An 18,819-nucleotide genomic window follows, 5' to 3' on the forward strand; every position below is an offset into this window, starting at 1 on the left:
CGGTAAAGGCGGGCCTGCCTTGCGTTAAATTGAATGGCACATAGGCGATCCGGCCGATGGCGGGATGCGTCTGAAGGCCTTACGATGTTATAGATACCCGTGAATCAATCGACCGCTTCGAGGTTCTCCATGTTCCGCGTAATCGCAGCCGCCTCCGCACTGTCGCTCGCCCTGGCAACCGCCGGCTGCAACTCCACGGCCCCGACAACGGTCGGAGGGGTCCTCGACTACGTGCTCTTCGCACCGACCTATGACGCGAATTACGTGCCCGAGACTTACGGGACGCCTTATGAATGCAAGACGGCGGCGGCAGCCTACGGCGGTGCCAACGTCTGGCGCGGCAATATCGGCGGGCGGAAATTCGATTTCGACAGGAGCCGTCCGGTCGGGCGCGAGGGCTGTTTCCGGACGCGAGCGGAATGCGAGGCATTCCTGACCCTGATGGCGGGCTATATCGATCAGGTCATGGGCCGTAGTTGTGTCAGGGGCTATGGTTGACGCTGCGAGATTTACTCGCGAACAACACAAGTCAATCTATATAGTTTACCGGATCTTGAGTTGATTGCGGGAATTTTGCGTGTATTTACACTATTTTCAATAAACATTGGCATCTCTCTTATGGCTGAATTGAGAGAGGTGCCCCGAAATGAGCGCATTCCTTCCCGGGTTTATCCGTAATAGCGTTGCAAGGCAGTTGATCCTGCCGGTGCCCGTCATCGTGCTCTTCGGGTTGGCCGCGGTCTGGCTGTTCCTGCCGAAAGTGGTGGATCGAAACGTGCAGGAGGACGCCGTTCGCAATGCCATTCAGACCGCCAATCAGTTCAAGACGATACGCGGCTATTACACGAAAAACGTGATCGGCAAGGCATTGGACAATGGCGGCGTCTACCCCTCGATCAACCACAAGTCCGAAAGCGACGGCATACCTCTGCCCGCCACCTTCATCCACGACATCAGCGAGTTGCTGGCCGAAGAAGACACGCGCATAAACCTCTACAGCCCCTATCCCTTCCCGAACCGCAAGGACCGTACGCTGGACAAGTTTCAGCAGGATGCCTGGGCGGCGCTGGAAAAGGATCCGGATGCCGTCTTCTCGCGCGAGGAGGTGCGTGACGGCAAGCATTTCCTGCGTGTCGGCATCGGCGACAAGATGGTGGCTGAGGCTTGCGTCAGTTGCCACAACTCCCACCCCGACACGCCGAAGGCGGACTGGAACCTTGGGGATCTGCGCGGCATCCTGGAAATCGAAACCCTGATAGACGATCAGCTCGCCAACGGCGCGGCGCTCAGTAACTGGATCATCGCCGGCATGCTCCTCGGGTCTCTCGCCCTCATCCTTGCGACCACCCTCGTCGTTCGCAGCTTCACCGGCCCGCTCGGCCGGATGACCTCGGCGATGCGCGCGCTCGCCGATGGCGAGCTTGAGGTGGAAGTGCCGGCGAAGGACCGCGCCGACGAGCTGGGCGCCATGGCCTCCACGCTCGAAGTCTTCAGGGAAAACGCTCAGGAGCGAACGCGCCTGATGGCGGAAAGCGAAGCCGCCAAGGCGCTCGAAGCGGGCCGGGCATCGTCCATGGCGGGCGCGATCGGCGATTTCGAGGCGACGACGAAAGATGTGGTCGACGGCGTCGTCGCCACCTCGGAACAGTTGCGCGAAGCGGCCGCTTCTCTTGCCTCTCTCGCCAATGAAGCCGGCACGCTGACGCAGACAATCGGCCAATCGACCAGGAACGCATCCGATGGCGTCATCACCGTGTCGAGCGCGGCGGACGAACTCGCAGCTTCCATGGGCGAGATCAACCGGCAGATCAGCCAGTCGACGCAGATAACCGAATCCGCCGGCGAGCAGGTGTCGAAAACGATCAACCAGGTCGAGGGGCTCGTCTCCTCCGCCACGCGCATCGGCGAGGTCGTGACGCTTATTTCGGAGATCGCGGAGCAGACGAACCTGCTTGCGCTCAACGCCACGATAGAATCCGCGCGTGCCGGCGAGGCCGGCAAGGGCTTTGCCGTCGTCGCCAACGAGGTCAAACAGCTCGCCGGGCAGACGGCGAACGCCACGCAGGAAATCAGCGCCCAGGTCGCCCAGATCCAGAAGGCGACGAGCGATGCCGCCGAGTCTATCCATGAAATCGGCAGGACGATCAACGCCATCCGTGATTCCTCCGGCGCCGTCGCCGCCGCCACGCATCAGCAAAGCTCGGCAACACAGGAAATAGCCACCAGCATCTCCAACGTCGCCGAAGGCACGAAAGAGGTGGATCAAGGTGTCGCGGGCATCGGCAAATCGACCAGCGGTATCCAGTCGTCGACGGAACTCGTGGCGAATTCAGCCGAAGAGCTTTTCAGGAAATCGGAACTTCTGCGCGATCAGGTCACGCGCTTCCTGAATGTGGTTCGCAATGGCCGCGATCAGGATGCCGCCTGACGCGGAAGCCGCGGGAGAACGAAAAAAGGCGGACCCGAAGGCCCGCCTTTTGCATTTCCGCCACTCGTGAATTTACGAAGCGGCCTGCAGAAGCTCGTCGACGTATTCCCAGTTGACCAAGCTGTCGAACCAGGCCTCGAGGTACTTCGGGCGCGCGTTGCGGTAGTCGATGTAGTAGGAATGCTCCCACACGTCGCAGCCCAGAAGCGGGGCCGCGCCATGAACCAGCGGGTTCTCGCCGTTCGGCGTCTTCATGACGACAAGCTTGCCGTCCTTCAGCGCAAGCCACGCCCAGCCGGAGCCGAACTGCGTGACGCCGGCGTTGATGAAGTCCGCACGGAACTTGTCGAAACCGCCAAGGTCGGCATCGATCTTCGAGGCCAGCCCGCCGGGAAGCGACTTGCCGCCGCCGTTCGGCTTCATCCACTTCCAGAAGTGGATGTGGTTGTAGTGCTGGCCGGCGTTGTTGAACAGCCCGGCGTTCTTGCCGTAGCTTTCCTTCACGATATCCTCGAGGGACTTGCCCTCCAGGCCGCTGTCCTTCAGCAGGTTGTTGCCGTTGGTGACATAGGCCTGATGGTGCTTGTCGTGGTGGTATTCCAGCGTCTCTTTGGACATAAACGGCCCAAGCGCATCATAGGCATAGGGAAGATCGGGAAGTTCGAAAGCCATCGGACGCCTCCTTCTGTTGTTTCAAGAAATCGATTCAAGACCCCGCGCCGCGGGGCAAAGCTTCAAGCGCGAAGATAAGGGCCCCGCCACCTTACGGCAATGCCCGCGAGCCGGAATTTGGAAATATTTTTCTTGTTATTTTACCGCTCGGGTGCTTCTGCTGATTTTCACTTGCATTACCGGTTTCAAACGCTTGTCATCCGCAACGTGCTCCAGCCATCAGGAAAGAAAGACCGCGCATGAAGCCTGCCTCGGGATCGCCCGTTCCGCTCGCCCTGGCCGGCTTTCTGGCGCTCGCGACCGCCATGGGCATCGGCCGCTTCGCGCTGACGCCGATTCTTCCCTTCATGATCGAAGGCGTTCCTCTTTCCACCGCCGATGCCGGCTTCATCGCGTCCGCGAATTATGTCGGCTATCTCATCGGCGCGCTTGGCGCTTCGGCGCTGCCGTCCTTCGGCGACGGGCGCGGCTGGTTCTTCTGCGGGCTGGTCCTCACGGTGCTGCTGGCCGCCGGCATGGGGGTGAGCGGGGATATCGCGTTCCTCGCCGTCGACCGTTTCATCGCCGGACTTGCAAGCGCGCTTGTGCTTGTTTTCTCCGCGACGCTCATCATCGAGCCGGTCACGCGCATGGGCCGGCCGGAGCTTGTCGCCGTCCAGTTCGGCGGCGTCGGTTTCGGCATCATGCTTTCGGCCGGTCTCGTCGGCGTTCTCGGCGCGCGTCAGGCCGGCTGGGACGTCATGTGGTTTCTGAGCGGCGCGCTCGCGCTTGTCGCCGTGGTGTTGATCGTATTCCTCGTTCCCGCGCGGGAAAAGACCGCGCCGCCTCCCGCCGTCCCGTCCGCTGCGGCAAACGGCCGGCATCGCTCCGCGCTGGTGAAGCTCACGCTCGCCTACGGTCTGTTCGGCTTCGGCTACATCATCACCGGCACGTTTTTGACCACCATCCTTCGCGGCTCGTCCGACCTTCGCCACCTTGAAGCGCCGGTATGGGCGATGGTCGGTTTTGCCGCCGCCTTCTCGCTCTGGTTCTGGGGCAGGGTCGCGGCCCGCATCGGCAATTCGCGCGCCTTCGCCATCGCCTGCGCGGTGGAGGCTGTTGCCGTCCTGCTGACAGTGGTCAGCGCGGCTCCGCTTGCCTTCTTCGTCGCCGCCGTGCTCTTCGGCGGAACGTTCGTCGGCATCACCGGCGTCGGCCTCGTCGAGGTGCGGCGCATGTCGCGGGCAAACCCTGCGCGCTCCGTCGGGCTCATGACATCGTCATTCGGCCTTGGTCAGGCGCTCGGGCCGACGGTTGCCGGCATAGGCGCGGAAATGACCGGAAGCTTCGCCCTGCCCTCGCTCGCCGCCGTGGCGACGCTTATCGCCGCCACGCTGCTGACGTTCAATCTGCCAAGGGATTGAGGCCGCCCTCACCCGTGGGCGAAGTCCCAGTAAAGCTCGCGGGCGCGCGTCGCGAACGGGCCCGGCTGCAGGTCGCGGGTCTCGATCCGGTTGATTGGCACCACCTTGTTGTAGTTGCCGGTCGAAAATATCTCATCCGCCTCCTGGAACTCGCGGTAAGAGAGCGTGCGCTCAACCACCTCGACGCCGGCCTTGCGCAAGAGCTTGATCACCCGCTGGCGCGTGATCCCGTTCAGGAAGGTGCCGTTGGGTGTCGGCGTATGCACAACCCCGTCCTTGGCCATGAATACGTTGGACGTCGTCAGTTCCGCGACATTGCCGAGCATGTCGAGCACGATCGCGTTGTCGAAACCGCGCGCCTTGGCGTCGACGATGGCACGCGCGTTGTTCGGGTAAAGGCAGCCCGCCTTGGCGTTCACCGGCATGCATTCCATCGTCGGGCGGCGGAAGGGAGACAGCGTCACGCTCATCGAGGCGTCTTTGGGCGCGATCGCCGCCTCGAACAGGCAAAGGCAAAAGCGCGTCGTCTCCGGATCGCCGGCAATCGTGCCGATGCCATCGCCTTCCGCCCAATACATCGGCTTTATGTAGACGGGCGCGCCGGGGGCGAATTTTTGCAGGCCCTCGCTCGTAAGCTCCATCATTTCGCCGACGGATTTCGTCGCCTTGAGGCCGAGAGCAGCGGCGGAATCGTTCACGCGCTGGCAGTGCAGGTCTAGGTCCGGCGTGACCCCCTCAAAGGCCCTTGCCCCGTCGAAGACGCTCGATCCGAGCCATGCGGCATGGGTGCGCGGGCCCATGATCGGCGGATTGCCCTCATGCCACGCACCGTCGAACCACGTCCATGTCGTCGACCACTCGGCCATTTCCTTCTCCCGGATATCTTTTCATGAATTCCTGCGATCGAACGCTTTTGAACCTTGAAGGTCAAGTCTTTGCCGGAGCTTGCGAAAAATCCGGAATGAATATACCGCTGGACATCAATGTTCTTATTATGTTCCAGTAGAACGATCCACAAGCGGAAAGTTTTTCCCGCACAAGTCCCATCACAAAAGGCCCCATCGCCAAAAGGTATCTCCCATGGAACAGAGGATTTCGCTCATAACACTCGGCGTCGACGATATCGCCGAGGCAAGGCGTTTCTTTGAAGATGGCCTCGGCTGGCGTCCCACCCCTTTCGACAGCGACGAAGTGGCGTTCTACCAAACCGGCTCCTGCGTGCTCGGTCTCTTCGGGCGCGAGGATCTGGCGAAAGATGCCGGCGTCTCGCCCGAAGGGTCGGGTTTCACGCCCTTCTCCATCGCCTGGAACGGGCGCAGCGAGGCGGAGGTCGATGCCGCCTTCGCCAAGGCCGTGAACGCCGGGGCGGAAGCCGTGAAACATCCGGAAAAGGTTTTCTGGGGTGGATATTCGGGTTACGTTCGCATCCCCGGCGGCCACCTGATGGAGATTGCCTACAACCCGTTCTGGGAAATGGGCGAAGACGGCGCGATAAAGCTTCCCCCGCCGGCTGAAAGCTGAGGGTGAAACGGATCGCGCCATTCTGTTCGGTTGACGGCGCGCGTGCTTGACTGTTTTCTCTCGTTCGAGTTTCCGTGATTATAAAAAAGAGGCGCGCCATGGCCCTTTCCCCGTCAAAGCCCATTTCCGTTTACGTGTTCGATGCTTACGGCACGCTTTTCGATGTGCATGCCGCCGTGCGCAAGAATGCGGAGGGGCTCGGTCCGGATGCCCAGCGCCTGTCGGAAATCTGGCGGCAGAAGCAGCTCGAATACTCCTGGATCCGGGCGATGATGAACCGGTATCAGGATTTCTGGGCGTTGACGGAACAGGCGCTCGACACCGCGTTTGCCATGGTCGGCACGGCTGACAGGTCGCTGCGCCAGACGCTGCTTGACGCCTATTGGCAGCTCGACTGCTATACGGAAGTCCCCATCGTCCTGAAAGGTCTGAAGGATCAGGGCGCGAAACTCGCGATTCTTTCCAACGGCAGCCCGGCCATGCTGGAAGGTGCGGTGAAGGCCGCCGGCCTCGATGAGGTTTTCGACGCGCTCCTGTCGGTTGACGCGCTCAAGACCTACAAGACCAACATGGACGTTTACGAAATGGCGACGACGGAGTTTCGCGTCTTCCCGGAAGCCATCTCCTTCCAGTCCTCAAACAGGTGGGACGTGGCGGGCGCGACCGCCTTCGGTTTCCGCACGGTCTGGATCAACCGCGCGAACAACCCGGACGAATATTCCGACCTTGCCCCCGCCGCCGTGCTGCAGGACCTGAACGGCCTGCTGACGCTTGGCTGACCCCGCTCAAGTTTCCGCGCGCTCGATCCATTTCGGCGTCTTCGGCGGCTCATAGGCCTCGAAGGCGTCGATCATGCGCTTCGGCTCGTTTTCCACCAGAAGCATGGAATGCATTTGCGGCTTCACGAATTGCTGCGTCACGCTGTGGCGCAGGAAGGCGAGCAGGCTGTCGTAATAGCCACCGATATTGAGCAGCCCGCAAGGCTTTTCGTGATAGCCAAGCTGACCCCAGGTCCACACCTCGAAAAGCTCTTCCATCGTGCCCGTGCCGCCCGGCAGCGAGACGAAAGCGTCCGAAAGATCGGCCATCAGCGCCTTGCGCTCGTGCATGGAGCCGACGACGTGAAGCTCGGCCAGCCCCTCGTGCGCAAGCTCCTTTTCCTGAAGCGCCTTGGGCAAAACGCCGATCACCTCGCCGCCCTCGGCTAGGGCGGCATCGGCCACCGCCCCCATCAGCCCGACCTTCGCCCCGCCATAGACGAGCCTGCGGCCAGAGGCGGCGATTTCCCGCCCCATGGCTTCGGCGGCCGACTTGTATTCATCGGAACGACCGAAACTTGAGCCGCAGAACACGCAAATGGAACGCATGGATGCCGTCATCCCTTGGAAAGCTCGTCAAGCACACGCGCCCAGGAGCGGATGCCACCGTGGAAGCTTGAAAGGTTGTATTTCTCGTTCGGCGAATGCACCTGGTCGTCGTCGAGGCCGAAGCCGATAAGCAGCGAATCCATGCCGAGCATGTCCTTGAAATCGCCAACGATCGGGATCGAGCCGCCGCAGCCGATAAGCGCGGCTTCCGCGTTCCACTCTTCCGACAGCACCTTGCGCGCCTTGGTCAGCGCCGGGCTGTCGAAGGCAAGGCGGATCGCCGGGCTGCCGCCGTGCTTGGCGAACTCCACCGAACAATCCGCCGGTATCTTCGAGCGTACATAGGCGCGGAAGGCCTCGCGGATCTTTTCCGGGTCCTGGTCGCCGACGAGGCGGAAGGAGATTTTCGCATGCGCTTCAGCCGGGATCACCGTCTTGAAGCCTGCGCCCGTGTAGCCGCCCCACATGCCGTTAACCTCGCAGGTGGGCCGCGTCCAGATGTGTTCAAGCGCGGTCCGGTCATTTTCGCCCGCAGGTTCGGCAAGGTCCACCCCGCCGAGGAAAGCCTTGTGGTCGAAGCCGAGTTTGTCCCACAGCGCCTTCACGTCGTCCGGCATTTCGATCACGCCGTCATAAAAGCCTGGCAGCGTCACCCTGCCCTCGCCGTCGTGCAGGCCGGCGATGATTTCGGCAAGCACGTGGTTCGGGTTGCGCGCCGCACCGCCGAACATGCCCGAATGCAGGTCCCTGTTCGCCGCCTTGACTGTTATTTCCTCACCCACCAGGCCGCGCAGCATGGTGGTGATGGCGGGCGTCTTCGCGTCCCACATCCCCGTGTCGCAGACCAGCGCGAGGTCGCGGGAGAGCTCTTCGCGGTTCGCTTCAAGGAACGGATGCAGCGAGGGCGAGCCGGACTCCTCCTCGCCTTCCAGAAGCACGGAAACATTGATCGGCAGTCCGCCGGTTTCCGCGATCCAGGCGCGCGCTGCCTCCAGGAACGTCATCAACTGACCCTTGTCGTCCGACGCCCCGCGCGCGACGATCACCTTGGCTCCGTCCTCGCGCGTCACGATACGCGGTGAAAACGGGTCTTCCTCCCAAAGCTCGATCGGATCGACAGGCTGCACGTCGTAATGGCCGTAGAAAAGAACATGCGGGCCGGGCTTGTCCTCATCCGTACGATGGCCGACCACCATCGGGTGGCCGTCGGTGTCGCGCACGCTCGCGGCAATGCCGAAGTCGCTCATCTCGCGCGCCAGCCAGTCCGCGGCCTCGCGGCAGTCCGCCTTGAAGGCGGGATCGGTCGAAATGCTCTTGATCCTGACGAGGTCGAACAGGCGCTCAAGGCTCTTGTCCAGGTCGGCGTCGATTCGGGCAAGAACGTTGTCGAGAGAGGACATTTGAAACTCCGGTAGAAGAATGAATTGCGCACAATTGGCCATAAGTCCGATGACGCAGCAAGGCCTCTTCTTGCTGCGGGGGGCGTTCCCGACCGGTATGGCGAAGGCGAACGCCACGAAACGTAGCGTCATCCGGCTGCTGCGGCCCGATCTTCAAAAGCCGCGCTTGATCGATCCCAGGATCCCGCGCGCGAGCGCCCGCCCGAGTTGCGTGCCCACCGACCGCGCGATCGATTTGACCGTCGCGTCGAATGTCGAATCCCTGTTGGATCGGCTGCGCGAACTCCGGCTTGCGGGCTGCGGGCGGTCGTCGCGCCCGAAGTCCGGCAGGCGAAAGCCCGTTCGCGAAGTCTCCGGCTCGCGGCCCCTTTCGCGCTCCGCCTCCTCCTGCATGCGCTGTTGTTCTTCCATGCGCGCCTGTTCCTGCGCGCGCCGCGCCAGAACCTCATGGGCCGAATCGCGGTCGACCGCCTCGTCGTAGCGCCGCCCAACCGGGCTGTCGGCCATGATCGCCGCGCGCTCGCTATCGTTTATCGGCCCGAGGCGCGAGGACGGCGGGCGGATCAGCGTGCGCTGGACAATCGAAGGAATGCCCTTTTTCTCAAGCGTGGAGACCAGCGCCTCGCCGACGCCCAGTTCGGTGATCACCCGTTCGGTGTCGAGATCGGGGTTCGGGCGGAAGGTTTCGGCCGCCGCGCGCACCGCCTTCTGGTCCCGTGGCGTGAAGGCGCGCAGCGCATGCTGGACGCGGTTGCCAAGCTGGGAGAGAACGGTGTCCGGCACATCCAGCGGATTTTGCGTAACGAAGTAAACGCCCACTCCCTTGGAGCGGATGAGGCGCACCACCTGCTCCACCTTTTCAAGAAGCGCTCTTGGCGCCTCGTCGAACAAAAGATGCGCCTCGTCGAAGAAGAAGACGAGCTTCGGTTTCTCCGGGTCTCCCACTTCCGGCAGCTCCTCGAACAGCTCCGAAAGCAGCCACAAGAGGAAGGTTGCATAGAGCCGTGGCGAGTTCATCAGCCGGTCCGCGGCAAGCACGTTGACCACGCCGCGCCCGTCTCGCGAAACCCTCATAAGATCTCTTATGTCGAGTGCGGGCTCGCCGAAGAACTCCTCCCCGCCTTGGCGCTCGAGCACGAGAAGCTGGCGCTGGATCGCCCCGACGGAAGCTTTGGACACATTGCCATAAAGCTTCGAAAGCTCGGACGCGCGCTCCGCCACATGGGCAAGCAGCGCCTGCAGGTCCTTGAGGTCCAGAAGCAAAAGCCCCTCGTCGTCGGCAAGCTCGAAGGCGACGTTCAGCACGCCTTCCTGCGTGTCGTTCAGCTCCATCAGCCTTGCAAGAAGCAGCGGCCCCATATCGGAAACCGTCGTTCGTACCGGGTGCCCCTTTTCGCCGAAAAGATCCCAGAACACGGTCGGAAACGCATCGAAGGAATACTCGTCCTTGAAGCCGATGGTTTCTGCGCGTTTCAGCAGGAAGTCCTTCTCCTCGCCGCTGGCGGCGATGCCTGAAAGGTCGCCCTTCACATCCGCGCAGAATACGGGAACGCCGGCGTTCGAAAATCCTTCAGCCATGATCTGCAAGCTCACGGTCTTGCCCGTGCCCGTGGCGCCCGTGACAAGCCCGTGCCGGTTTGCCAGCTTCAGCGCCAGATATTCGGGCTTGCCCGATGCCCCAAGGAAAATACCGTCATCTACCAAAACCATAACGCACCTGCCGCTGCCGCTGATATCTCTCCGGCTTTCAACCTATACACTCACGTAGAGTTTCATCATTTCAATGAGTATTTCATAAGCTTATTGCAGTTGCGATCTATCGATATGTGTTGTCAGATATCCTTACAACGCAACGAAAAGCGAGTCTTGAAAATGGACGCTCTAGTATCAGGCGTCGCGAATGCAGCGGGCATAGACGCCTCGCGCGCCCGCAAGGCGGTTGCCATTCTCCTGAAGATCCTCAACCGGGACGGTCCTCGCGATGCGACAAGACAACTCATCGACGCATTGCCCGGCGGGCGCTCGCTGATCGCCTCCCAGGGCGAAAGCGGGGCAAGCTCCTATTGGGGCGGGTTTTCCGATGTCACCAGCGGCGGAATGGGCGTCATGGGAGCGCTCGGCGAAATGACGGAAGCCGGCCTCGACATGGGCCAGGTCCAGATCGTGACACGGCAGGTCATCGCCTATGCGCGTACCCGCGCGGGCGACGAACTGGTCGATCAAGTCGTCGACGGAATACCCGGCTTGAGGAAGTTCGTCTGAGTGTCTTCGCAGCCCTCGCGCACAAGCGGCAGGGCCAGTCAGGAGGAAGCGCATGTCTTATTCGATCGCCGAAATCGAGGGCATTGGCCCCGCTTATGCCAAGAAGCTGCAGGCGGCCGGCATTCGCACGACCGATGCCTATCTCGAGCGCGCCAGGGATCCAAAGGGGCGAAAGGCGCTGGCGGAAGAAACCGGCATTGACGACAAGCGCATCTTGAAATGGGCGAATATGGCCGATCTCATGCGCATAAAGGGCGTGGGCGAGGAATACTCGGAACTGCTGGAGGCCGCCGGCGTCGACACGGTGAAGGAGCTCAGGAACCGGAACGCGGAAAATCTTGCGCAGAAGATGCGCGAGGTGAACGGAGCGAAGAAGCTCGTGCGGCAGGTTCCCGCCGATTCCGCCGTGGCCGACTGGGTGAAACAGGCCAAGAGCCTGCCGCCGATGATGACTTATTGAACCGGCGCCTGCCTGAGAATGGAGGGCCCGGCCCGCGATTGCGGGCCAGGCCCTGCAATCACACGTTGATCTGGCCGTAGCGCAAGGCTTCCACCACCGTATGCGTCTTGTTGGACGCATTGAGCTTGACGCTCGCGTTCTGCAGGTGCGCATGGACGGTCCGCTGCGAAATATCGAGCAGCGCGGCGATCTCGTTGGCCGTCTTGCCGAGCGCGGTCAGCTCGATCACGCGCCGTTCGCGCGTCGAAAGCTCGCCCGGGCGCTGGTTGGAAATGCATCCCATCTCGATCAGGCGGCAAAACGCGGTCCCGCAAACGAGCGCGAGATTGGCGAGATCCAGGCTCGTGCAGCGAATCGCCTGGCCGGCGCCCAGCACGAGCGCCTGAAAGGGGTGGATATCGCAAACCGGAACGACAACCATCTGCGTTCCGGGTCCTACGGCCCGGCAGAGTTCGGAGTGTTCTCCGTCGCCTTCCGGTATGTCCCAGATGAACGGCCGGCTGCGCGTCAGCCCAAGCGTCAGCGCGCCGTCGTCCGCCGGAAGGGTCATGGCCTCGATACCGCCGTTACGTTCATCCGGCCAGCGGAACCGCTGCACCAGATTGTCGATCGGCCGGTTCGGCATCGGAAGGCCGGTAATGAGGATATGGGTCGCCCCGAGCCTGCGAAGATAAGCCTCAACCACGTCGAGAACATGCCGGCGCGTTTCGGCCTCTGTAATTGCCGATATCTTCGCCTGAATATCGATACTTTCCATGGTGAATTCCTGCCCCTGCCCAAAAAACGGCGGCCGCTGGGAAACCGAGCCGGACGGCTATGTTAAGAGTGCTGCGGCCGTCATACTGACGAAAATTCCAAAGTCAAATCTTCCAAGCCGATAATAGCGTATAAATTTTTCTATTTCTACTTGTAAATATCGTTAACTACCACTCTTCCCAACTTTTTCACCGGATTTCCGCTACGAGATATCTCAAGCGTTTCACTGGCGCATCGGTTCCAAATCGGTAAACTTGCCCATGTCGGCAAGGCAGGGCGCGGCCAACACGCAGCCAAGCGTCCAAAACACCTTTTGCCGCCGTTTTCCATCCTCGCCATCCGCATAACTTGCCTATCGCGAGTGCGCGCTCCTATAACCGGGTCAGGAGATCGACCATGGCCGAAATCGAACTGGACCTGCCGCCTGAGTTCCTGACCGCCAGCCGTGATGACTGGCAGGCCGCCGCCGCGCGAGCGCTCAAGGGAGCCTCCTTCGAACGGCTTCGCTCGCACACTTACGACGGGCTGGTGATCGAGCCCCTTTACGAGCGGGTGCGCGATGCGGCCTGCCTTCCGGCAAGGGCGGCGAACCTTCCTTGGCGGATCGTGCAGCGCGTCGACCATCCGGTCTCCGAGGAGGCCAATGCGCTTCTCGTGCAGGATCTCGAAGGCGGGGCAAGCGGGATCGAGCTTGTCTTTTCCTCCTCTTCGCGCGCGCGAGGCTACGGCCTTTCTGCCGATAGCGTGGAAAAGCTCGACAAGGTGCTCGACGGCGTCCTGCTCGACCTTGTCGAGATCCGCATAGACGCAGGCTATGAAACGACGGCTGCCCTTGCCCTCTTCCTGGCGCTGGCCGAAAAACGCGGGCAAACGCTCTCGTCTTTGAAGACGGTCGGCACGTCGGATTACATCGGCAAGCTCGCCCTCACCGGGGTCTTGCGCAATTCTCCTTCCGTGCTGCGCTCCCGCCTTGGCGATCTCGGCCATTTCGCGCGCCGGCATAACCTCGACATGCCGGTCGTCCATTGCGACGGGCGCGTGTGGCATGACGGCGGCGGGTCGAAGGCGCAGGAGCTTGCCTTCAGCTTCGCCACGGCGATCCACTATCTCCGCGATCTGGAAGCCTGCGGTATCGCGGCGGATGATCTTCCGGGCATGCTCAGCTTCACGCTTTCCGCCGATACGGATCAGGTCGGAACAATCGCCAAGGCGCGCGCCGCCCGCCTCATGTGGGCACGCCTGCTTGAGGCCTGCGGCCTGCCGCCGGTTCCCATGCACCTTCACATGCAGACGTCCTGGCGGATGATGAGCCGGCGGGATCCGTGGGTGAACCTTCTTCGCACCACCATCGCCTCCTTCGCGGCCGGCATAGGCGGTGCGGATAGTGTCTCCGTGCTCCCGTTTTCCGCGGCGCTTGGCCTGCCGGATGCTTTCGCAAGGCGCATTGCCCGCAACACGCAGTCGATCCTGCTTGAGGAATCTAACCTTCACCGCGTCGCGGACCCGGCTGCCGGATCCGGCGCCATCGAAGCGCGTACCGATGATCTTGCCGAAACCGCATGGCGTCTCATGCAGGATGTCGAGCGTGACGGCGGCGTCGTCGAAGCGCTCAGGTCCGGCAAGGCGCAAAAGGCGATCGGCGAGGTTCGCGATGCCCGCGCTGAGGATATCGCGACCCGCCGCTACCGCATCACCGGCACGAGCGCCTTCCCCGATATCCATGAAAAGCCTGTATCCGTGCTCGCTGCACGGCCCGATGATATCAGCGAAGCCGGCCAGCGCGTTGAACTGCAGGCGCCCGGCAAGGGCGAATTGATGCAGGCCTTGCTCGACGCCGCTCGCAAAGGCGCCTCGCTTGCCGATATCCTGGTTTCGCGTAAACGCGGCGAAGCCGTCTCGGCCGAGGCGATCCCCCCTTTCCGCGATGCGGAACCCTTCGAGGCGCTTCGCGACGCGGCCGACGAAGCGAAGGTGCGTCCCACGGTTTTCCTGGCCACGCTCGGCCGCCTGTCGGAATTCACCGCGCGCGCCACCTGGGCGAAGAACTTCTTCGAGGTCGGCGGCATCGAGGCGCAAGGCGGCGACCCGTATGAAGATGCCGCCGCCGCCGTCGCAGCCTGGAAGGAGGCGGGCTCCCCGCTTGTCTGCCTCTGCTCCTCCGACCGTGCTTATGAAACGCTTGCCGAAGATGCCGCGAAAGCCTTCCGCAACGCCGGGGCGGACAGGATCTACATGGCGGGCCGACCCGGCGATCCGGCCCTCTGCAAGGCGGCATCGAATGCCGGCGTGGAAACGTTCCTTTACGAAGGTTGCAATGCGCTTGGCATTTTGCGCGCGGCGCACGAACATCTGGGCCTGGCCGCGCCGGCTGGCCGCGGGCAAGCTTGAGGGGAAGGGAAGATGAGCCGTATCCCGGACTTCTCGAAGATCGATTTCAGGACGACCTCCCAAACCGCCGAGGCCGGAGGCGGCGCCCCCTGGGAAACGCCGGAAGGCATTGCCGTGAAGCCCGTGTACGGGGCCGAGGATACGGCCGGCCTTGCCCATATCGACACGTGGCCCGGCCTGCCGCCGTTCCTGCGCGGGCCTTACCCGACCATGTACGTCCAGCAGCCCTGGACGGTGCGCCAGTACGCGGGCTTTTCGACGGCTGAGGATTCAAACGCCTTTTACCGGCGCAACCTCGCCGCCGGCCAGAAGGGGCTTTCGGTCGCCTTCGACCTTGCCACCCACCGCGGTTACGACAGCGATCATCCGCGCGTTTCGGGCGACGTCGGCATGGCGGGCGTGGCAATCGATTCCATCTTCGACATGCGCACGCTTTTTTCCGGCATCCCGCTCGACAGGATGAGCGTGTCGATGACCATGAACGGCGCCGTCCTGCCCGTCATGGCGCTTTACATTGCCGCTGCCGAGGAACAGGGCGTCTCTCAGGACCAGCTTTCCGGAACCATTCAGAACGATATTCTGAAGGAGTTCATGGTCCGCAACACCTACATCTATCCGCCGCAGCCCTCGATGCGGATCATCTCCGACATTTTCGCCTACACCTCCTCGCATATGCCGAAGTTCAACTCGATCTCGATCTCCGGCTACCACATGCAGGAAGCGGGCGCGACGGCGGATCTCGAGCTTGCCTATACGATAGCCGACGGCATCGAATACGCGCGCGCCGGCGTGGCCGCGGGTCTTGATATCGATGCCTTCGCCCCTCGCCTGTCCTTCTTCTGGGCGATCGGCATGAACTTCTTCATGGAAGTCGCGAAGTTGCGCGCCGCCCGTCTCATCTGGGCGAAGCTCATGAAGGAGAATTTCAAGCCGAAGAACGCGAAATCGCTGTCGCTTCGCACCCACTCGCAAACCTCCGGCTGGTCGCTGACGGCGCAGGACGTCTATAACAACGTCATCCGCACCTGCGTGGAAGCCATGGCGGCAACGCAGGGCCACACCCAGTCGCTGCACACCAATGCGCTTGACGAGGCGCTTGCTCTGCCGAGCGATTTTTCCGCCCGCATCGCCCGCAACACCCAGCTCTTCCTGCAGCAGGAATCGCAGACGACAAGGACAATCGATATCTGGGGCGGCTCGCATTATGTGGAGCGGCTGACCGCCGATCTCACTGAGAAGGCGCTTTCCCATATCGCCGAGGTCGAGGGGCTCGGCGGCATGGCCAAGGCCATCGAAAAGGGCGTGCCGAAGCTTCGCATCGAAGAGGCCGCCGCCAAGACACAGGCGCGCATCGACGGCGGCTCGCAGACGGTCGTCGGCGTCAACCGTTATCGTCCGGAAACCGAAGACATGATCGACGTCCTGAAGGTCGATAATGCCGAGGTCCGCGCAAGGCAGATCGAAAAGCTCCAGAGGCTTCGCGCGGAGCGTGACGAGGCGGAAACGCAAGCAGCCCTCGATGCGCTTCGCAATGGAGCCTCGTCGAACGGCAACCTGCTCGATCTCAGCATCAAGGCGGCGCGCGCGAAAGCGACCGTCGGCGAGATCAGCCAGGCGATGGAAGATGTCTTCGGGCGTCACAAGGCCGAGATCAAGACGATCTCCGGCGTTTACAAGCGGGAGGCCGGCACCATGTCCGACCAGATCGCCAGGCTTCACAAGCTCGTCGAAAAATTTGAGGAAAACGAGGGCCGCAGGCCCCGCATCCTTGTCGCCAAGATGGGGCAGGACGGTCACGACCGCGGCCAGAAGGTAATCGCCTCCGCCTTTGCCGACCTCGGTTTCGACGTCGACATCGGTCCGCTTTTCGCAACACCCGAAGAAGCCGCCCGCCAGGCGGTGGAAAACGACGTTCACATCGTCGGCGTCTCCTCGCTTGCCGCCGGTCACCTCACCCTCGTACCTGCTCTAAAGAAGGCGCTGGAGGACCAGGGGCGCGGGGATATCATGATCGTCGTCGGCGGGGTTATCCCCCCTCAGGACTTCGACGCGCTCCGCAAGGCGGGCGCATCGGCGATCTTCCCCCCCGGCACCGTGATCGCCAAGGCCGCCGAAGACCTGATCGCCGAGCTCAACCGCTCGCTCGGTCATGACCCGGCGGAAGCGGCGGAGTAAATAACTGGACATGAAAAAGCGGCCGTGGAATCCGCTCCACGGCCGCTTATGACATCCTGAAGAACCTTTTTCGCCCCTTTTGGAAACCTGTTCGCCGCGTCTGGAATTCTCCACGCCGCCGATGCTGCCCGTCAGAAGCGGTATTTCGCCTCTGCGATCACGCCGTAGCGCTCGCTCGTCACTTCTGTTTTGGAGGACTTCAATAGTGGAAATACTGTCGAGGCTGCATAGGTCGTCGGTACTTCTCCGCTGTTGAACCACCAATATCGCCCGCCGGCGCCGATGGTAAAATTCTCCGTTACGTCGTAGGTCAGTATCCCTTCCGCCTGCAAACCATAGGCGCCCGTTCCGTCACTCACGACATTCGGCGCGGGTCCAAGAGCCGGCACCTGGTACAATATGGTGGCTTCCGCATCATAATATCCGGCCGGTATCGCCGCTGCTTCCCCCTGAAAGAACAGCCCATTGCCGAGATCTGCATCGACACCGAGCCCCAGGCGCAAAAGATGCCAATTCGCATCGATATCATAGGCTTTTCTTGAGTTCGGATAAGGCAGCGCCCCCGGACATTTGGAAACGCCCAGTTGGACGGGATTGCACCTCAGTCCGTCTGCTACGTAATTCTCGTTTACATACTGATACCCGGCGAAGGCAGTCGTTTTCACGCGCCCACCCCAGAAATCTCCCCAATGCACACCGGCATCGATATTGGCGTAGCTGATCGTCCCGTCACCGCCATCCGATGAGCTGTCCCAGACCGACAGGCTCGTGAAGGAATCGTAATCCCGCTCGCGGAAATCGCCGCCGGAAAGCACCCCCAATGCCGCCGCGCCTTTCAGGAAAGCACCAGAATTATCGTCCTCGAGCGAAAAGAATACCTCCGCCGATGCCGAATCCGACTGGGTGAAGTCATAATTTGCTATTGTCGCCCCACCTCCCCCTCTGAGTTTTTGCCGCAGTTCCGACCGGCTGATAAAGGTTCGCACGCCTATACTTCCCCTGAGCGCCGTCGTCTCCTGCAGGAACAACTCGCGTTCCTGACCGAGCACCGGCAGGCCTCTCAGATCATCGGCTGCATTTACGTCTCCGATTGATGCGAACGAGGCCAGCGCAAGGCAGGAAAAACAGATGATCGATCTCATGAAAAGCCTCTTGAAAACTAATTGAGGTTGCAACCAAAGAGCGATTTCAACTGATCATTTCCTGTTAAGGTTAATGCTGTGTAAATGCATATGCATTCATTCAACCAGAGGTCGTTTTTCTTCAAAACTTGATACACCGACTTTTTGGAAGGCCACTTCCCCTACGAATGCCCCTTTGCTATGCGGGTCGGGGAATTGAACAAACGGTCAAAGGACGATTCATGCGCCGCACCGCAGCCGCATTCGCGCTCCTGCTCGGGTTTTCAGCCGCAGCTTGCTCGCCTGTTTACGATGACGGGCCGGTTCTTTCGTCGCGGAATCAAAGTACGGCCCTCGTTGAAATCTCGCGCGATAGTGTCGGTGGAATAGACCGTACAACCTCTTATTCCGAACGCGCGATAATGGCTGCTCTTCCCGGTTTTACGACCGAAGGCCTTCAATCCGCGACCGAATCGAACACCGAATGGGTAACCGGCGCTTTCGATTCGGAAGGTTTTCAGATCCTCCAGGTCTACAAGGGCGGCGACGGGAAGGTGCGCGAGGTTCACGGTGTCAGCGACCGGCTCAAAGGGCCGAACGGCGAGCGGATCGGCATGCTTTTCTCCCAGGCCGGTATCAGCCGGTCGGATTGCCGCGTCGGGCGGGATCTTTGGCGCGGAATGGCGATCTGTCCGGCGCGCGGGGCGGAAAACGTCAGCCTGCTTTTCGCGATTTCGCAATACGACGGACCTTACGACAGGCTTGCACCCAGCTCCGAACTCAAGGATGCAGAGCTTCAGCGCATCGTCTGGACACCGCCGGCAAGCTGAATTTGCCGGAACGTTCCCTTTTGCCTCTTCCCACAA

The 18,819-nt window shown here is 61.7% G+C and carries 17 protein-coding genes; 10 read left to right on the forward strand and 7 right to left on the reverse strand.

Features of this window, described 5'->3' with window-relative positions:
- Positions 1 to 129 precede the first annotated feature (129 nt).
- Both HPQ64_RS17210 and HPQ64_RS17215 read left to right on the forward strand, forming a co-directional pair.
- Positions 130 to 498, forward strand: a complete 369-nt coding sequence (locus HPQ64_RS17210; RefSeq protein WP_172889850.1) for a hypothetical protein — start codon at positions 130 to 132, stop codon at positions 496 to 498.
- A 148-nt stretch (positions 499 to 646) separates the two neighbouring features.
- Entirely contained in the window at positions 647 to 2,428 is a 1,782-nt protein-coding gene (locus HPQ64_RS17215) for a methyl-accepting chemotaxis protein (RefSeq protein ID WP_172889852.1), read from the forward strand.
- Between the two features lie 72 nt (positions 2,429 to 2,500).
- Here HPQ64_RS17215 and HPQ64_RS17220 read toward each other — a convergent pair whose 3' ends face one another.
- Positions 2,501 to 3,100, reverse strand: a complete 600-nt coding sequence (locus HPQ64_RS17220; protein ID WP_172889854.1) for a superoxide dismutase — start codon at positions 3,098 to 3,100, stop codon at positions 2,501 to 2,503.
- 239 nt (positions 3,101 to 3,339) lie between these two features.
- On the opposite strand from HPQ64_RS17220, the gene HPQ64_RS17225 reads away from it, so the two are divergent.
- Positions 3,340 to 4,503, forward strand: a complete 1,164-nt coding sequence (locus tag HPQ64_RS17225; RefSeq protein WP_172889856.1) for a YbfB/YjiJ family MFS transporter — start codon at positions 3,340 to 3,342, stop codon at positions 4,501 to 4,503.
- 8 nt (positions 4,504 to 4,511) lie between these two features.
- On the opposite strand, the gene HPQ64_RS17230 is transcribed toward HPQ64_RS17225, so the two are convergent.
- A complete protein-coding gene (locus HPQ64_RS17230; protein ID WP_172889858.1) occupies positions 4,512 to 5,369 on the reverse strand; it encodes a branched-chain amino acid aminotransferase in 858 nt (285 codons plus the stop codon).
- A 214-nt stretch (positions 5,370 to 5,583) separates the two neighbouring features.
- Here HPQ64_RS17230 and HPQ64_RS17235 point away from each other — a divergent pair, with 214 nt between their 5' ends.
- Both HPQ64_RS17235 and HPQ64_RS17240 read left to right on the forward strand, forming a co-directional pair.
- Entirely contained in the window at positions 5,584 to 6,024 is a 441-nt protein-coding gene (locus HPQ64_RS17235) for a VOC family protein (protein WP_172889860.1), read from the forward strand.
- A gap of 98 nt (positions 6,025 to 6,122) precedes the next feature.
- Positions 6,123 to 6,803, forward strand: a complete 681-nt coding sequence (locus HPQ64_RS17240) for a haloacid dehalogenase type II (protein WP_172889862.1) — start codon at positions 6,123 to 6,125, stop codon at positions 6,801 to 6,803.
- A 6-nt stretch (positions 6,804 to 6,809) separates the two neighbouring features.
- On the opposite strand, the gene HPQ64_RS17245 is transcribed toward HPQ64_RS17240, so the two are convergent.
- The 3 genes from HPQ64_RS17245 to HPQ64_RS17255 form a co-directional block, all read right to left on the reverse strand.
- The gene (locus HPQ64_RS17245; RefSeq protein WP_172889864.1) at positions 6,810 to 7,391 is read right to left on the reverse strand and encodes an LOG family protein; all 582 of its coding nucleotides are present in this window, start codon (positions 7,389 to 7,391) and stop codon (positions 6,810 to 6,812) included.
- 8 nt (positions 7,392 to 7,399) lie between these two features.
- Entirely contained in the window at positions 7,400 to 8,791 is a 1,392-nt protein-coding gene (locus HPQ64_RS17250) for a dipeptidase (protein WP_172889866.1), read from the reverse strand.
- Positions 8,792 to 8,944: 153 nt separating this feature from the next.
- Positions 8,945 to 10,501 (reverse strand): helicase HerA-like domain-containing protein, encoded by a 1,557-nt coding sequence (locus HPQ64_RS17255; RefSeq protein WP_172889868.1) that lies wholly within the window; start codon positions 10,499 to 10,501, stop codon positions 8,945 to 8,947.
- Positions 10,502 to 10,663: 162 nt separating this feature from the next.
- On the opposite strand from HPQ64_RS17255, the gene HPQ64_RS17260 reads away from it, so the two are divergent.
- Complete coding sequence (locus HPQ64_RS17260; protein ID WP_172889870.1) at positions 10,664 to 11,053, forward strand: DUF2267 domain-containing protein; 390 nt, start codon at positions 10,664 to 10,666, stop codon at positions 11,051 to 11,053.
- Between the two features lie 52 nt (positions 11,054 to 11,105).
- Positions 11,106 to 11,513 (forward strand): DUF4332 domain-containing protein, encoded by a 408-nt coding sequence (locus HPQ64_RS17265; protein WP_172889872.1) that lies wholly within the window; start codon positions 11,106 to 11,108, stop codon positions 11,511 to 11,513.
- Between the two features lie 58 nt (positions 11,514 to 11,571).
- Here HPQ64_RS17265 and HPQ64_RS17270 read toward each other — a convergent pair whose 3' ends face one another.
- Positions 11,572 to 12,270: a response regulator transcription factor gene (locus HPQ64_RS17270; protein WP_172889874.1), complete on the reverse strand. Its 699-nt coding sequence runs from the start codon at positions 12,268 to 12,270 to the stop codon at positions 11,572 to 11,574.
- Between the two features lie 395 nt (positions 12,271 to 12,665).
- Here HPQ64_RS17270 and HPQ64_RS17275 point away from each other — a divergent pair, with 395 nt between their 5' ends.
- A complete protein-coding gene (locus HPQ64_RS17275; protein WP_172889876.1) occupies positions 12,666 to 14,657 on the forward strand; it encodes a methylmalonyl-CoA mutase subunit beta in 1,992 nt (663 codons plus the stop codon).
- A gap of 12 nt (positions 14,658 to 14,669) precedes the next feature.
- On the forward strand, positions 14,670 to 16,832 hold the full coding sequence (gene scpA, locus HPQ64_RS17280; protein ID WP_172889878.1) for a methylmalonyl-CoA mutase: 2,163 nt from the start codon (positions 14,670 to 14,672) through the stop codon (positions 16,830 to 16,832).
- Between the two features lie 131 nt (positions 16,833 to 16,963).
- Here scpA and HPQ64_RS17285 read toward each other — a convergent pair whose 3' ends face one another.
- Positions 16,964 to 17,974, reverse strand: a complete 1,011-nt coding sequence (locus HPQ64_RS17285; RefSeq protein WP_172889880.1) for a hypothetical protein — start codon at positions 17,972 to 17,974, stop codon at positions 16,964 to 16,966.
- Between the two features lie 221 nt (positions 17,975 to 18,195).
- On the opposite strand from HPQ64_RS17285, the gene HPQ64_RS17290 reads away from it, so the two are divergent.
- The gene (locus HPQ64_RS17290; protein ID WP_172889882.1) at positions 18,196 to 18,783 is read left to right on the forward strand and encodes a DUF1131 family protein; all 588 of its coding nucleotides are present in this window, start codon (positions 18,196 to 18,198) and stop codon (positions 18,781 to 18,783) included.
- Positions 18,784 to 18,819: the final 36 nt, after the last annotated feature.

The organism is Hongsoonwoonella zoysiae, assembly GCF_013266695.1.
GTDB lineage: Bacteria > Pseudomonadota > Alphaproteobacteria > Rhizobiales > Stappiaceae > Hongsoonwoonella > Hongsoonwoonella zoysiae.